This window comes from Isoptericola sp. NPDC060257 (genome assembly GCF_042726645.1).
In the GTDB taxonomy this organism is placed as follows: Bacteria; Actinomycetota; Actinomycetes; order Actinomycetales; family Cellulomonadaceae; genus Isoptericola; species Isoptericola nanjingensis.
On record NZ_JBHXAW010000011.1, the window covers coordinates 18,265 to 33,043 of the forward strand.

Sequence of the window (14,779 nt, forward strand, 5' to 3'; positions counted from 1 at the left end):
GGCGACGCCGTCCGTCTGCGGGCACGGGGCTCCGGTGCCACGGTGTCGGTCATGCGGGTGGTCGTGGTGGGACAGACGGGGAACGTCGGGACCGCGCTCCTGCGCGCGCTGGCGGACGAGGTGGAGGTGACATCCGTCCTGGGCGTGGCGCGGCGGCTGCCGGACCGGACGGCCGAGCCGTACCAGCACGCCGAGTGGGCGGCCCTGGACCTGGCGGACGACGACGGGGAGGCCGTCGTCGAGCGGCTCGCCGAGCTGTTCCGCGGTGCCGACGCGGTCGTGCACCTCGCGTGGCTGATCCAGCCGAACCGCGACCGGGACCTGCTGCGGGTCGTCAACGTCGAGGGCACCCGGCGGGTGGGGCGCGCCGTCGTCGCGGCCGGCGTGCCGCACCTGGTCGTCGCCTCGTCCGTGGGCGTGTACTCCCCGGTCGACGACGACCTGCCGCGTGCCGAGGACTGGCCCGCGGACGGTATCCCGACGTCCCACTACAGCGTCGACAAGGCCGCGCAGGAGGACGTGCTGGACGAGCTCGAGCGCGACCACCCGGAGGTCACCGTCGCGCGGCTGCGCACCGCGCTCGTCTTCCAGGGCGACGCGGGCGCGGAGGTGACCCGGCTGTTCGTCGGCAAGGTGCTGCCCGTGGGCATGCTGCGCCTCGGCCGCCCGCCGCTGCTGCCGCTGCCCGCCGGGCTGCGGCTCCAGGCCGTGCACGCCGACGACGCCGCGGACGCCTACCTCCGCGTGCTGCTGCGCCGCGCGCGCGGCGCGTTCAACGTGGCCGCCGACGACCTGCTGCGCGGCGCCGACGTCGCGCGGCTCGTGGACCACGGCCGCCTGGTCGAGGTGCCGCCCGCGGCGGTGCGCGCGGCGGTGTCGCTCGGCTACGCGGCGCGTGTCGTCGCCGCCGACCCGGGCTGGGTGGACATGGCCATGGGCGCTCCCGTGATGGGCACGACGCGGGCGCTCACGGAGCTCGGCTGGCGGGCGCGGACGTCGGCGGGCGACGCGCTCCGGGAGGTCGTGGCGGGGATGGCCGAGGGGCGGGGGCTGGGCTCCGCGCCGCTGCGCCCGTCGGCCACCCGGCCCGCCGGTGCGTCCACGCTGCCGCTGCGCGGCCCGCACCCGGCGGTGCCGCCGCAGGTCGACCGGGAGCTCCTCGGCCTGTACCTGTCGGACCACCTCACCGGCGCCACGGCGGGCCTCGGGCGCATCGAGCGGATGGTGGGCGACTACGGCGACCTGCCGCTGCACGCCGAGCTGACGGAGGTGGCGGAGCAGATCCGCGGAGAGCGGGAGCTGTACGTGCGGCTCCTGCGGGAGCTCGGCCTCCCGCGGCGGCGCCACCGCCAGCTCCTGGCGGGCGTCGCCGAGCGGGTCGGGCGGCTCAAGCTCAACGGCCGGGTGGTGGAGCGGTCGCCGATGTCCGTGGTGCTGGAGGCCGAGCTCATGCGGTCTGCCGTCGTGGGCAAGCTGGGCGGCTGGCAGACGCTGGAGGAGCACGCCGCAGAGCTCGGCCTCGACCCCGCCCAGTTCCGCGAGCTCGCCGAGCGCGCGCAGCGGCAGCTCGCCACCCTCGACCGCCTGCACGAGTACGCGCGCCGGCGGGCGTTCCGGGAGGACTACACGGGCCAGTAGGCACCGCTCGCCAGGAAGGTCGCGGCGTTGGCCACGAGCAGCACGGCCGTCGTCGCGAGCAGGGCGGTGAGGACGTACCCGGCGGGCCGGGCCGCCCGCCGGGCGAGGGTGACCGCGCGCCGGACGGGAGGCGAGTCCTTCCCCGCCGCCAGGGCGAGCACGACCAGGCAGAGGGGCGCCTGGCTGACCAGGAACCAGCCCGTGAAGACGGCGGCGCCGGCGAGGAGCGTGGGCGCGCTCGCGCCCACCGTGGCGAGCGCGTAGAACGTCGGGTCGCTCAGGGCGGACACGCCCCAGAAGATGCCCGCGAGCGACATCGCCACCGGGCCGGCCAGCACGGACCGCCTTCGCTCGGGCGCGGGGTCGTGCCGGCGCACCCAGCGCCGCGCGGCCCAGACGCCGAGCCCCACGGCCGCGAGGAACTGGGCTGCGAGGCGCACCGGGTCGGGGACGGACAGGGCGTCGCGCAGCCACGCCACGACGTGCTGCACGGACTCGCCGAGGACGAGGCCGGTCAGCACGGTGGTCAGCCAGGCCACCGCGAAGAAGAGCAGGACGACGCGGCGCCGGGCGCCGGCGGCCAGCGCGGGGACGACGAGCAGCGCGCCGAACGGGTCGAGCCCGGCCACGCCGAGCCCGAGCACGCTGCCGACCACCGCGAGCGTGCTCACGGCCGGTCGCCCACCGGCAGCTGCGGGGCGAAGAGCGCGACCAGGTGGTCGACGGCCGCGTCCCGGTCGAGCAGGCCTGCCTGGACGGCGGCCACGAGGTTGTCGGCCGCCCCCAGGAACATGACGAGCACACCGGTCGCCCGGGCCGCCGGGATGCCGAGCACCTCCGCCAGGCGCGGCGCGGAGCCGGGCAGCTCGAAGACGTGCTGCTCGACGTCCTCCGCGGCCGTGCGGGCGGCCGACACCGTGTCGTACACCTCGCCCGCGCCCAGGCTGTGCTCCACGTAGGCCCTCGCCAGGACGTCGAGGAGCTCCGGCCGGGAGGCGCCGCGGGCTGCGGCACGATCCAGCGCGTCGGACACGACCGTCTCGTACCCGGCCACCACGTGCCGCTCCATCTGCAGGAGCAGGTCGGCCAGCGAGCCGAACAGGCGGTAGGCGATCGGCTTGGTCACCCCGCAGGCCTCGGCGACGCGCGCGAGGGTCACGGCGCGCCCGCCCTCGGCACGGGCGATCTCGATCCCGGCCGCGACCAGCATGGTGCGCCGTGCGGCGGCGGGGACGCGGGGGGACTGTGGCACGAGGACCTCCGGGAGGGGCGACGAGGCTATGTTACCACTAGTAACATGACGTCCGCTCGGGCCCGCGAGGTGCTCAGGACACGTCGGCCCAGGGATCCAGCACGACCTTGATGCAGCCGTCCTCCTTGCGCTGGAAGGCGCGGTACGCCTCCGGCGCCTCCTCGAGCGGGAGACGGTGCGTGCGCAGGTCGAGCACGCCGAGCGGGTCGGCGGGGTCGGCGGCGAGGGGCAGCAGGTCGTCGGTCCAGCGCCGCACGTTCGCCTGGCCCGTACGGAGCGTGAGCTGCTTGTCGAAGATCTGCATCAGCGGCAGCGGGTCCTTGGCGCCGCCGTAGACGCCCGACAGCGACACCGTGCCGCCGCGCCGCACCAGCGCGCACGCGGCGAGGAGTGCGGCGAGCCGGTCGGCGCCGCCCTTCTCCGTCAGCGGGGCGGCCAAGACGTCGGGCAGCAGGCCCACGAGCTTCTGCGTCGTCTCGGCCAGCGGTGAGCCGTGCGCCTCCATCCCGACGGCGTCGATCACCGCGTCGGGCCCGCGTCCGTCGGTCAGGTCGCGCACGGCCGTGCGGACGCCGCGCTCTCCCGGGTCGAACGTGATGACGCCGTGCCGCTGCGCCATGAGGCGCCGTGCGGGCACCGGGTCGACGCCGACCACCGTGCCGGCCCCGCGGTGCAGGGCGACGCGGGCCGCCATCTGGCCGATGGGCCCGAGCCCCAGCACGACGACGCTGCCGCCCTCCGGCACGTCCGCGTACTCCACCGCCTGCCACGCGGTGGGCAGGACGTCGGACAGGTACAGCCAGCGCTCGTCGGGCGTGCCGTCGTCCGGCACCACGACCGGGCCGTAGTGCGCCTGCGGCACGCGCAGGTACTGCGCCTGCCCGCCCGGCACCTGGCCGTAGAGCCGCGTGTACCCGAAGAGGGCCGCGCCCTTGCCCTGGTCGCGGACCTGCGTCGTCTCGCACTGGCTCTGCAGGCCGTGCTCGCACATCCAGCAGCGCCCGCAGGCGATGCCGAACGGCACGACGACACGGTCGCCGACGGCGAGGTGCCCGACGTCGTCCCCGACCTCCTCGACGACGCCCATCGCCTCGTGCCCCAGCACGTCACCGGCGTCGAGGAACATCCCGAGCACGCCGTACAGGTGCAGGTCGGAGCCGCAGATCGCGGTGGAGGTCACGCGGACGACGGCGTCCGTCGGCTCTTGGATGCGAGGGTCCGGGACGTCCTCGACGCTGACGTGCTCCTTGCCCTGCCAGGTCAGTGCGCGCACCGCTGCGTCCTTCCGCCGTGGGGGCCCAGGCCCCTCGGCCGGCGAGCTGCTGCACCGACCCGGCCAGTGAACCACCGGGGCCGGCTGCTCACCCGTCGGCATGATCTCGGCCCCGCCGCCAGACCGCGGGCCCAGCAGGATCGTCACCGACCGCGAGCTCGTGGTCAGGGGAACCGGGTGCCGCGCTGCTGGACATCCGGCCCGCGGTGACCGCGGACGGTCCCCGCACCGTCGATGGTGCACGTTCCGCGGACATGGTCGCCACCCGGCGGGGCGTCGTCCGCGGCACCCGCGCTGTTCACCCGCACGGAAGCGGGCTACGGTCATGGGGAGTCATGAGGCGGCTCGATCTCCAGCGGCGGAACCCGCCACGACGGGAGGACCCACATGACCGACACGACCTCGTGGGACATCGAGGGCACCCTGGCCCTCGGCACCAGCCATCCGGTGGGAAGGTACCGGCACGACCTCGCCACGGGGCGGTGGTGGTGGTCGGACGAGACGTACCGCATCCACGGCTTCGAGCCGGGCGACGTCGTCCCCACCACCTCGCTCATCCTGGCGCACAAGCACCCCGACGACCGGGACCGCGTGAGCCAGGTGCTGCGACGTGCCTGCACCACCGGCGAGCCGTTCAGCAGCGTGCACCGGATCATGGACGCCCACGGTGACGAGCGGACTCTCGCCGTCGTGGGGGTGGGGCGCACGGACGCCACGGGCGCCGTCTGCGAGCTGGTCGGCTACTTCACCGACGTCACCCCCGCGGTCGCGCGCATCGCCGACGTGCGGGCGACGGCGAGCATCCGGGCGTCCGCAGCCAACCGCGCGACGATCGAGCAGGCCAAGGGCGTCGTCATGTGCGCGCTCCGCACGGACCTCGAGGGCGCGTTCGAGTGGCTCCGGGAGGCCTCGAACCATTCCAACCTGCCGCTCCGCGACATCTCGGCGCGGATCGTCGAGCTCGCGGCCGACGGCAACGGCGACATGCGTCAGGTCGCCGAGACGATGGCCGACCTGCTCCAGAACCGCTCGGAGCGCCGCACGCGGTAGCCGCGCTCAGCGGGCCCCGGGGACGTGCCGGGGCTCCCGCATCGCCTGCGCGACGTGGCCCCCGAGGTACCCGCCCGCGCCGACCGCGCCCATGCCGGCCAGGCTGAGCAGCGTGCCGAGCCCGGTGCGGCCGCGACGCCGGGCGCGCCACGAGGCGAGCGCCAGCAGGGTGCCGACGCCGTTGCACGTCGCGTGCACGGCGGCGACCCGGCGCGCGGACACGCTCAGCGCGCGGTAGTCCGCCAGCCCCGTGAGGGCCGTCGGCGGCGCGGCGAGCAGCCCCAGGCCGACCAGACGGCGGGCGGCGTCCGCATGGCCGCTCGGGCGGGTGAGGTCGAGGGCGACCGCGCTCGCCCACAGCCCGATCGGCAGGTCGGTGAGCACGCTGTGCACGGGATGGCCGACGGAGCGGCCGCGGAGCTCGTCGCGCACCCGGCCCGGCGAGGGCACGGCGGTGCGCGAGATCCGGTCGTACAGGCCCGCCAGAGGGTCGAGGCGCTCCGCGCGCTCGAGCTCGGCGGCGAGGCGCGGCAGCGGTCGGTCGGTGGGCGGGTCCGCGGGCTGGTGGGCGGGCATCGTGCCTCCTCGGGACGACGTCGGCGGTCCGGGTCGGTCGTGTGCGTCGGCCGGGCGCCCCTTCTCGACGCCGTCCCTCGACCGTAGGACGGGCGCCGGGTGCTCGCCGTCGCAGGTCCGGGTGCGGGGCACGCCGGACCGTCCGAGGCTGGGACGACGCGTCGAGCCGTGGCGTCCGCCGACCTGCTGGAGGTCCGTCGTGTCCCGTGCCCCCGTCGAGCTCTCCGCGCTCGAGACGGCGCGCGTGCTGCGCTCCGTGCTCGTGCCGCTGGTCGCGCAGGGCGCGATCGTGCGCCGACCCCGGCTGACCGCCTGGGCGGAACGGCGGCAGACCGACCGCGAGGCCCGGCGGGTGCTCGGTGGCCTGCGCGACCGCTACGACGGTGCGCCCCTGGCGCTGCGGCTCGGGCCCCGCCGCCTCGTCGTGGTCACCGCGCCGGACGACGTCCGGCGCCTGCTGGAGGGCACGCCCGACCCGTTCACGGCCGCGTCGAACGAGAAGCGGGGCGCGCTGGCGCACTTCCAGCCGCGCGCGCTGCTGATCTCGGGGCGGGAGGACCGCCGGCGTCGACGGCCTCTCAACGAGGCGGCGCTCGACGCCGCGCACGCGGTGCACGAGGACGGTGCCGCCGTCGTCGTGGCGGTCGAGCGCGCGACCGAGGAGCTCGGCCGGAAGCTCGACGCCGCGGGCGCCCTCGACGCGGACACCTTCGCCGACACGTGGTGGCGGCTCGTCCTGGAGGTGACGTTCGGGGCGCGGGCCCGGGACGACCTGCGGGTCGTGGACCTCCTGAACGCGCTGCGGCGCGACGGCAACTGGTCGTGGTTCCGCCCGCGGCGGCCGTGGTTGCGGTCCGAGCTGGAGCGGCGCGTCGCCGAGCACGTGGCGCGGGCGCCGTCGTCGTCCCTCGCGGGGCGGGCGCGCGACGCCGACCGTGACGAGGCGCCGGGGCAGGTGCCGCACTGGCTCTTCGCCTTCGACGCCGCGGGCGCGACCACGCTGCGCGCGCTCGCCGTCGCCTCCGCGCGCGACGACGTCCGGGGCCGCCTGGTGGACGAGCTGGCGGCCGACCACGGCGAGCCGGCGGCGCTGCTGCCGTACGGCCGGGCCTGCCTGCTCGAGGCGGTGCGGCTGTGGCCGACGACGTTCGCCGTGCTGCGCGACGCGGTGCGGGACACCGACTGGGGCGGGACCACCGTGCCGGCAGGCACGGGGCTCGTCGTCGTGAGCGGGTTCTTCCACCGGGACGCCGACCGGCTGACGTTCGCCGACGACTTCGCGCCGGAGGCGTGGTGGGACGGCAGGGCGGACGCGGACTGGGGCATCGTGCCGTTCAGCGGCGGCCCCGCGGCGTGCCCGGGCCGCAACGTGGTGCTCCTCGTCGCGTCGCACCTGCTCGCGCGGCTCGCGGGCCTCGGCCTCGACGTCGAGCGTGGGCGGTACCTCGCCCACGACCCTCTCCCGTGCACGGTCGACCACCTCGGGCTGCGGTTCGTCGTCCCCGCCGCCGCGGGGGTGCGGTGAGGCCGGCGGGTGGGGAGGAGCGCCCCGCGTTACGTTGGCGCGAGGTCCAGGAGCGGCCGCCGCCACGCGAGGTACGGGGAGCGCGATGAAGGCCTTGTTCGTCAGCTGCACGCTCAAGCGGTCCCCCGAGCCCTCGAACACCGAGCTGCTGGCCCGGGTCGTGGCCGAGGCCCTGGAGGAGCGTGGCGTCGACGTCGGGCACGTGCGCCTGGTCGACCTCGACGTCCCGCCCGGCGTGGTCACCGACCTCGGCGACGGGGACGAGTGGCCCCCGGTGCACGACCGGCTGCTGGGGTCCGAGATCCTCGTGGTCGTGACCCCGACCTGGCTGGGCCGGCCGTCGTCGGTCGCGCAGCGCATGCTCGAGCGGATGGACGCGATGCTGTCCGAGACCGCGGACGACGGCACGCCGGTGGCCTACAACCGCGTGGCCGGCGTCGTCGTCACCGGAAACGAGGACGGCGCGCACCACGTGATCTCGGAGATCGGCGGTGCCCTGGCCGACCTCGGCTACACGATCCCCGGGCAGGGGTGGACGTACTGGAACCAGGGCCCGGGCCCGGGGCCCGACTACCCCGACACCCAGCACGGCCACGAGTGGTCCCACCGCACCGGACGGCTCATGGCCCACAACCTGCACGCCGTGGCCACCGCCCTGCGGTCGCTGCCCGTGCGCCCGTTCCCCGAGAGCTGAGAACCGAGAGAAAGAGGAGACACCGTGAGCGAACACCCCACCGAGCGACGCCGCGCCGACGAGGACGACCCGCGACACCAGGCCGAGCGCGAGCGGGCGGCGCACGACGGCGAGGCCGCCGACGTCGGGGCCGTCCCCGGCGAGAAGCCGAAGGACGACCCCGACGAGGACGGCGAGGACCGCTTCGACGCCGGGTGACCGGCAGTCGTGACCGGCAGTCGTGACCGGCCGTGGTGACCGGCCGTGGGCAGCGGCACCGGTGAGCGGCGCCGGCCCGGTCAGGACTCCGGGCCGGCCTGCCCGCCGGTCCGGGGGTTCAGCTGGTCAGGGTCGGCGTCCGGGTCCTGCCGGGGGTCCTCGTGGCCGGCGTCCTCGCCCGCGGACCCGCCGGTCCGGGGGTTGAGCTGGTCGGGGTCGGCGTCCGGGTCCTCGGCAGGGTCGTAGCCGGGCTGGTCCGTCATGGTCGTCTCCTGTCGCCGGAGCACGGCGGCCGGGGCTGGACCGCGCGGCTCTCCGGGCACCGTGGCACGTGCGGGCGACGCCCGCACGCGAGGTGCGCGGTCACGAGGTCAGCGCCTGCGTGGAGAGCACCTTGATCGTCCCGTTCGCCCACCGGAGCTGGCGCAGCGTGCCCGGGTGGCAGCGCTGGCACAGCGCCAGCAGGTCCTGGTCGCGCACCGCCTGCGCGGCCTGCGCCACCATCTCCCACTCGGTGGAGACGCCGTAGGCGTGCATCGCCACCTGGCGCAGGTCGTGCAGGAGCTCCAGGCCGTCCGTCTCGGCGCTCTCGGGCTCGCCGACGTCGGCCCGGGCGGCCGCGTCGCCGAGCGGGTCGCCGAGCGGGTCGTCGAGCGCACCGCCGAGCGCCGCGCCGAGCTCGCGGCCCAGGCCCGCGCCGGGCTCGTCGCTCTCGTCCTGAGCGTCCTCGTACCGTCGCGCCGCAGCCGCCACGTCGAGGGCGTGGGCGCGTGACCAGGCCGCGAGGTCGCGGCCGACGTGGACCACCTCGTGCTCGGCGGGATGGCGTTCCGCGAGGCGCTCCAGGCCGCGGGCCAGACCGCGTTCCGACCGTTCCAGGTCGCGCAGGGCGCTACCGATCCTCATGGTGTGCTCCCGTCCGCGGTCCCGCCGGGGAGGCTCTCGTCGCTCAGGGCCCGGTCGCCGCCGACGGTGGGCGGGACGCGCCCGGACACGGGCGCGGAGCCGGTCGTGGTCGGCGCCGGTGCGGGCCCCTCGCCGTCGCGCACCTTCCGCACGGCGACCACCCCGGCCTTGAAGAGGGGCTGCTTGGAGGCGGGGTCCCAGTCCGTGGGCGTCAGCTCGTTCGCGGCACGGCCCGTCGACCCGTCCGGCTGCGGGCCCGTGTCCCAGGACCCGTAGTGGAACGGGACGAAGGCGACGCCACGCCTGACGCCGCCGACCCGCACGCGCGCCTCGATCCCGCCGCGCGGCGTCGTGAGCGCGGCGACGTCGCCCTCCTCGAGGCCCAGCGTCCCCGCGTCGGCGGGGCTGAGCTCGACCCACACGTCGGGGGCGGCGTCGCGCAGCTGGGGCACCCGCCCGGTCTTCGTCCGGGTGTGGAAGTGGTAGAGCGTGCGGCCGGTGATGAGCTGCAGCGGGAAGTCCGCGCTCGGTCCCTCGTGCGGCGGCAGGTACTCGGCCGCCTTGATGACGGCCCTGCCGTCGGGGTTCAGCGCGCGGTACTCGGTGGGCTCCACGGGGGCGCCGGTGACGAGGTCGCGCCCGTAGCTCTCGCACGTGTCCGGCGCGGCCCAGAACGCGCCGTCCGCGTACAGCCGCTCCCTGCCGTGCGGCGCGTCCGCCGTGCAGGGCCACTGCACGCCGCCCTCGCGGAGCCGCGCGTAGGTGAGGCCGCTGTAGTCGCAGAGCCGGCCGCGGGAGCACTCCTTCCACGCCTCGAACGCACCCTCGGGGTCGGTCCAGTGGACCAGCGGGCCGCCGTCCTTGTCCCGCAGGTCCAGGCGGCGGGCCAGGTCGAGGAAGATGTCGAGGTCCGACCGCGCCTCCCCCGGCGGGTCCACCGCGCGCTCGGACAGGTGCACGGTGCGGTCCGCGTTGGTGAACGTCCCCGTCTTCTCGCCCCAGGCGGCGGCGGGCAGCACGACGTCGGCCAGCTCCGCCGTCTCGGACAGGAAGATGTCCTGCACCACCAGGAAGAGGCGCTCCTGGGAGAGCACCGAGCGCACCCGGGCCAGCTGGGGCAGCGAGACCGCCGGGTTGGTCGCCTGCACCCACAGCAGCCGCAGCGAGCCCTGCTCGGCGTACCGCAGCATCTGCATGAGGTGCGTGGGCGGGGAGTAGTGCGGGATGTCGTCCGGGTCCACGTTCCACACCCGCGCGAGGTCGGCGACGTGCGCGTCGTTCGCCCAGTTGCGGAAGCCCGCCAGGTCTCCGTCCGCGCCGCACTCGCGCGTGTTCTCCGCGGTGGGCTGCCCGTTCATCTGCAGCACCCCCGCGCCCGGCCGGCCGAGCATCCCGCGCACCAGGTGCAGGTTGTTCACCTGCACGGCCGCCGCCGTCGCCTGGTGCGACTGGTAGAACCCCTGGAGCACGGTCGAGAGCAGGCGTTCCGCCGTGCCCACCAGCTCGGCCGCAGCGCGCAGGTCGGGCTCCGGCACGTCGCAGATCCGCGCGACGACGTCTGGCGGGTACGCCGCCACCCGCTTCTCCAGCTCCGCGAACCCCACCGTGTGCGCCTCGACGTACTCGTCGTCCACCCAGCCGTGCGCCAGGACCTCGTGCAGCAGGCCGTTCAGCAACGCCACGTTGGTGCCCGGGCGGGGGGCGAGGTGCACCGTGGCTGCCCGCGCGACCGGTGTCGCCCGCGGGTCGACGCAGAGCAGCGCCGGGGGCCGCGGCCCGGCGAGCCGGTCGAGCATGCGCGTCCACAGCACGGTCTGCGTCTCGGCCACGTTGTGCCCGAAGAGCGCGATCGCGTCGGCGTGGTCGACGTCGGCGTAGGAGCCGGGCTGGCCGTCGCAGCCGAACGACTCCTTGAGCGCCTCGGCGGCCGTCGCCGTGCACAGCCGGGTGTTGCCGTCCACGTGGTTGGTGCGCAGCCCGGCGTGGGCCACCAGCGCGAGCGTGTAGTACTCCTCGAGGAAGAGCTGGCCCGACGTGAAGAAGCCGAGCGCGCTCGGCCCCTGCTCGTCGAGCAGCTCGCGCGTGCGCGCCACGACGCGCCCCATGGCGTCGTCCCACGAGGTCTCGACGAGGCGCCCGTCGTGGCGCACGAGCGGGCGGGTGAGGCGGTCGGGGGAGGCGTTCGCCTGCCAGCCGTAGAGGTCCTTGGGGCCCAGCCGCCCATGGTTGACCCGGTCGCCGGCGCGACCCCGCACGCCCACCATCCGCCCGTCCTTCACGGCGATGTCGAGCGCGTCGCCGTTGGAGTGCAGCACCGTCGCGGACGGGACCCAGCGGTCGACGTCGCTCGGGTCGAGGTCGTCGGCGAGGAACGTGTCGACCCGCGTGGGCCACGTCTCGCCAGGACCGTACGGGGTGCGCGCGCCCCAGGGCTCCGCCACCCGGTCGATGGAGACCACGGGGCCTCCTCTCGCGTCGAGGACGGCCGGCCGCGCTTTGACCGGCCCTCTCGACGCTAGCCCCGGAGGGCGAGCGTCGCCGGTCGGGCATCCCGGTGGCCGACCCGGATCGGCCGCGCTAGCGTGAAGGTCCCGGCGTCAGGAAGCGGCACCGATCCTCCCCTCACCGGAGGTCACGATGACGACGACAACTCCCGCCGACACCGACCACCTCGTCTCCGCGCTCGCGGTCGGGACCCACCTGCTCACCGGCTCCTACCGGGCCGAGGCAGGGACGGGGCGGTGGTGGTGGTCCGACGAGGTCGACACGATGCTCGGCCACCAGCCCGGGGCGCTCGAGCCCGGACCGGAGACGCTCGAGGCCAAGCTGCACCCGGACGACCGTGACCGCGTGGTGCACGACGCCGCCCGCGCGCTCGGTTCCGGCGGGCCGGTCGTGACGGCGCGGCGCGTCGTCGACGCGCACGGCCGCACGCGGACCCTGCTGGTCACGGCGCAGGCGCGGCGCTCCCGCGGCGACGGCCCGCCCGAGGTGGCGGGCTACGTCGTCGACGTCACGCCGGTGCAGCGCGAGGCGGTGCAGCGCGACGTGCGTCGGGCCCTCGACAGCGCCTTCGTCTCCGCCGCCTCGATCGAGCGCGCCAAGGGCGTGCTGATGGCCGTGCACGGCGTGGACGAGGACGCGGCGGAGAGCATGCTCACCGAGGCGGCGGGCGCCACGGGCGCCACGCTGCGCGAGGCGGCCACCCAGATGATGGCGCAGCTCGCCGCGGGCGAGGGCTTCGGCCGTCTCGCCAAGCAGGGCGTCCGCGAGGCCCTCGCCGCCGTGCAGCCCGCCAAGCGGCCGCACGTGCACGAGGCGCAGCTCGCGCGCCGTCGTGCCGCGTGACGCCGGGCCGCGCGACCACGGACCCCACAGCCGACCCACGACCCGAGGAGGACAGCATGGCCGACGACCAGCAGTCGTTCCCCGCCCAGCAGCAGGAGCCGCCGGGACTGACCGGCGCGATGACCCCGACCCCCGACCACGGGGAGCAGAGCTACCGCGGCTCCGGCCGGCTCGACGGGCTGCGCGCCCTGGTGACCGGCGGTGACTCCGGGATCGGGCGCGCCGTGGCGATCGCGTTCGCGCGCGAGGGCGCCGACGTCGCGATCGGGTACCTGCCCGAGGAGGAAGAGGACGCGCAGGAGACCGCGCGCTGGGTGCGCGAGGCGGGGCGGAGGGCCGCGCTGCTGCCGGGCGACCTCACCGACGAGACGACGGCGCGCGGCCTGCCCGACCGGGCGGTCGCCGAGCTCGGCGGGCTCGACGTCCTCGTGAACAACGCCGGCTTCCAGATGGCGCGGCGCGACTCCGTGGAGGACATCACCACCGACGAGATCGACCGGGTGATGAAGACCAACCTGTACGCGCTGCTGTGGGTCACGCAGGCGGCGCTCAAGCACCTGGGCGAGGGGTCGAGCATCGTCAACAACTCGTCGATCCAGGCGTACGAGCCGTCGTCGTCACTGCTCGACTACGCGTCGACCAAGGCGGCGATCAACAACCTCACGGTGAACCTCGCCGGCGAGCTCGGGGCGCGCGGGATCCGCGTGAACGCCGTCGCCCCCGGCCCGATCTGGACCCCGCTGCAGCCGGCCACGCAGCCGGAGGAGAAGGTGCAGAAGTTCGGCCAGGACACGCCGCTCGGCCGCGCCGGGCAGCCGGCCGAGGTGGCGCCGGCGTTCGTGTTCCTCGCCTCCCCGAGGGATGCGAGCTACGTCTCGGCGACGGTCGTCGGCGTCACGGGCGGCAAGCCGGTCTTCTGAGTGCTCTGACCTGGGCTGACGGAGAGGTGGCGGTGTGGCGCTGCACGTGCCGGACGGCCCGGTCACGCTCGACGACGTCCCCCGGCTGCGGTCGCTGGGGGACGTCGTCGAGCTGCTCGCCGTCGCGACGCCGCTGTACGTCCGGTTCAGCGCCGGGCCGGTGGCCGACGCCGGCACCGAGAGCCGCGACCACGAGAGCGGGTGCCTGCTGCCGGGCCTGAGCGTGAACCCGCTGGACCCGGAGCCGTGGTGGGACCGACCCGTGGAGCACTGGGTGGCGCGGCAGCTGTGCCAGTACGCGCACCTCATGACGCCGCAGCGGTTCCCGTGGGCGCTCACGGGCGAGGTCGCCGGGCGCGGGCCGGACTGCGAGCCGCTGCTGGTCGCCGCCGTGCCGGTCGCGTCGATCGACCGCGCCGTCGTGGACGAGGCGGCGGAGCTCTATGCGCGCGTCTTCGACCCGGGCAACGACGGCACCTGACCCGCCCACCCGGTCTGACCTGGGGACGAGCTGAGCGAGGCCTGGTCACCCCGCGCCGTCCACGCTATTGTGCAGGAGCCCGAACAAATCCTGATCCGGGTGCGCCCGGAGGAAGCAACGAGGCTCCCGATGAGACACCGACCGTCCCCGCGCCGCCACGGCGCCCTCACGCTCGCCGCGGCCGCCGCCGTCGTCGGGCTGACCGCCGGCGGGGCCTCCGCCGCCCCCGCGCCGTCGACCCCGCCCCTGCCCGGCGCCGCGTCCGTGCACGACGACGACGGCGTCAACGGCTTCAAGACCCCCGCGTACTTCCCGGGCTGGGGCCCGCAGGACGTCGGGTTCGAGGTCGCCGACCTCCAGCGCTCCGGGGCGGTCGAGGACCTCACCCACCTCAACTACGCCTTCGGCAACGTCACGACGGACCTGGTCTGCGACATCACCGACCGCGTCGACCCGGACGAGGGGGCGATCGACCCCGAGACCGGGCTGCCCGAGGGGCACATGGAGGGCGACCCGCTGAACGACTACGTGCAGCTCAAGGGTGCCGGCCAGGCCGTGGACGGCGTGGCCGACGGCGCGGACCAGGCGCTGGCGGGCAACTTCAACCAGCTGAAGAAGCTCAAGGCGGAGAACCCCGGCCTCAAGGTGCTCATCTCCCTGGGCGGCTGGACCTGGTCGGACAACTTCTCCGAGGCGGTGAGCAGCCCGGAGAGCCGGCAGCGGCTCGTCGACTCGTGCATCGACCTGTACCTCGACGGGAACCTGCCCGTGGTCGACGACCCGGAGCACGGCGTCAAGGGCGGCGACGGCGCCGCGGCCGGCATCTTCGACGGGTTCGACATCGACTGGGAGTGGCCGGTCGTCGGCGGGGAGCACCCGAGCGACCACCCGGAGGCGGACAAGGAGAACTTCCTGGCC

At 75.6% G+C, this 14,779-nt stretch carries 16 protein-coding genes; 9 read left to right on the plus strand and 7 right to left on the minus strand.

The features are described 5' to 3' along the window. Positions 1-51: 51 nt before the first annotated feature. A complete protein-coding gene (locus ACFWEK_RS01970) occupies positions 52-1,638 on the plus strand; it encodes an NAD-dependent epimerase/dehydratase family protein (protein WP_430552909.1) in 1,587 nt (528 codons plus the stop codon). On the opposite strand, the gene ACFWEK_RS01975 is transcribed toward ACFWEK_RS01970, so the two are convergent. From ACFWEK_RS01975 to ACFWEK_RS01985, 3 genes are all read right to left on the minus strand, one after another. Next, positions 1,623-2,309 carry a hypothetical protein gene (locus tag ACFWEK_RS01975; protein WP_430552910.1) on the minus strand — a complete coding sequence of 229 codons (687 nt, stop codon included), beginning with the start codon at positions 2,307-2,309 and terminating at the stop codon, positions 1,623-1,625. The two genes, ACFWEK_RS01970 and ACFWEK_RS01975, sit on opposite strands and share 16 nt — an antisense overlap. Continuing rightward, positions 2,306-2,890, minus strand: a complete 585-nt coding sequence (locus ACFWEK_RS01980; protein WP_430552911.1) for a TetR/AcrR family transcriptional regulator — start codon at positions 2,888-2,890, stop codon at positions 2,306-2,308. Before ACFWEK_RS01980 ends, ACFWEK_RS01975 begins: the two co-directional genes overlap by 4 nt. A gap of 73 nt (positions 2,891-2,963) precedes the next feature. Next, complete coding sequence (locus ACFWEK_RS01985; RefSeq protein WP_430552912.1) at positions 2,964-4,163, minus strand: alcohol dehydrogenase catalytic domain-containing protein; 1,200 nt, start codon at positions 4,161-4,163, stop codon at positions 2,964-2,966. 387 nt (positions 4,164-4,550) lie between these two features. Between ACFWEK_RS01985 and ACFWEK_RS01990 the strand changes: the two genes are divergently transcribed. After that, entirely contained in the window at positions 4,551-5,213 is a 663-nt protein-coding gene (locus ACFWEK_RS01990) for a PAS and ANTAR domain-containing protein (RefSeq protein WP_430552913.1), read from the plus strand. A 6-nt stretch (positions 5,214-5,219) separates the two neighbouring features. Here the strand turns inward: ACFWEK_RS01990 and ACFWEK_RS01995 are convergent, their stop codons facing one another. Beyond that, positions 5,220-5,789 (minus strand): DUF2231 domain-containing protein, encoded by a 570-nt coding sequence (locus tag ACFWEK_RS01995; RefSeq protein ID WP_430552914.1) that lies wholly within the window; start codon positions 5,787-5,789, stop codon positions 5,220-5,222. A gap of 199 nt (positions 5,790-5,988) precedes the next feature. On the opposite strand from ACFWEK_RS01995, the gene ACFWEK_RS02000 reads away from it, so the two are divergent. The 3 genes from ACFWEK_RS02000 (at position 5,989) to ACFWEK_RS02010 (ending at position 8,206) form a co-directional block, all read left to right on the plus strand. Then, positions 5,989-7,314 carry a cytochrome P450 gene (locus ACFWEK_RS02000; protein WP_430552915.1) on the plus strand — a complete coding sequence of 442 codons (1,326 nt, stop codon included), beginning with the start codon at positions 5,989-5,991 and terminating at the stop codon, positions 7,312-7,314. 85 nt (positions 7,315-7,399) lie between these two features. Continuing rightward, positions 7,400-8,008, plus strand: a complete 609-nt coding sequence (locus ACFWEK_RS02005) for a flavodoxin family protein (protein WP_430552916.1) — start codon at positions 7,400-7,402, stop codon at positions 8,006-8,008. A 24-nt stretch (positions 8,009-8,032) separates the two neighbouring features. After that, on the plus strand, positions 8,033-8,206 hold the full coding sequence (locus tag ACFWEK_RS02010) for a hypothetical protein (protein ID WP_430546015.1): 174 nt from the start codon (positions 8,033-8,035) through the stop codon (positions 8,204-8,206). Positions 8,207-8,286: 80 nt separating this feature from the next. Here the strand turns inward: ACFWEK_RS02010 and ACFWEK_RS02015 are convergent, their stop codons facing one another. The 3 genes from ACFWEK_RS02015 to ACFWEK_RS02025 all read right to left on the minus strand — a co-directional run bounded on the left by ACFWEK_RS02015 (position 8,287) and on the right by ACFWEK_RS02025 (position 11,571). After that, complete coding sequence (locus ACFWEK_RS02015; protein WP_430546016.1) at positions 8,287-8,469, minus strand: hypothetical protein; 183 nt, start codon at positions 8,467-8,469, stop codon at positions 8,287-8,289. Positions 8,470-8,569: 100 nt separating this feature from the next. Next, positions 8,570-9,112: a hypothetical protein gene (locus ACFWEK_RS02020; RefSeq protein ID WP_430552917.1), complete on the minus strand. Its 543-nt coding sequence runs from the start codon at positions 9,110-9,112 to the stop codon at positions 8,570-8,572. Further along, positions 9,109-11,571: a molybdopterin oxidoreductase family protein gene (locus ACFWEK_RS02025; RefSeq protein ID WP_430552918.1), complete on the minus strand. Its 2,463-nt coding sequence runs from the start codon at positions 11,569-11,571 to the stop codon at positions 9,109-9,111. The genes ACFWEK_RS02020 and ACFWEK_RS02025 overlap by 4 nt, the downstream gene beginning before the upstream one ends. 178 nt (positions 11,572-11,749) lie before the next feature. On the opposite strand from ACFWEK_RS02025, the gene ACFWEK_RS02030 reads away from it, so the two are divergent. The 4 genes from ACFWEK_RS02030 to ACFWEK_RS02045 form a co-directional block, all read left to right on the plus strand. Next, a complete protein-coding gene (locus ACFWEK_RS02030; RefSeq protein ID WP_430546019.1) occupies positions 11,750-12,460 on the plus strand; it encodes a PAS and ANTAR domain-containing protein in 711 nt (236 codons plus the stop codon). A gap of 56 nt (positions 12,461-12,516) precedes the next feature. Further along, a complete protein-coding gene (locus ACFWEK_RS02035; RefSeq protein ID WP_430552919.1) occupies positions 12,517-13,380 on the plus strand; it encodes an SDR family oxidoreductase in 864 nt (287 codons plus the stop codon). Positions 13,381-13,414: 34 nt separating this feature from the next. Further along, positions 13,415-13,861 carry a DUF6098 family protein gene (locus ACFWEK_RS02040; protein ID WP_430552920.1) on the plus strand — a complete coding sequence of 149 codons (447 nt, stop codon included), beginning with the start codon at positions 13,415-13,417 and terminating at the stop codon, positions 13,859-13,861. A 129-nt stretch (positions 13,862-13,990) separates the two neighbouring features. After that, positions 13,991-14,779, plus strand: a 789-nt coding sequence (locus tag ACFWEK_RS02045) for a glycoside hydrolase family 18 protein (RefSeq protein WP_430552921.1), incomplete at its 3' end; no start/stop codon positions are given.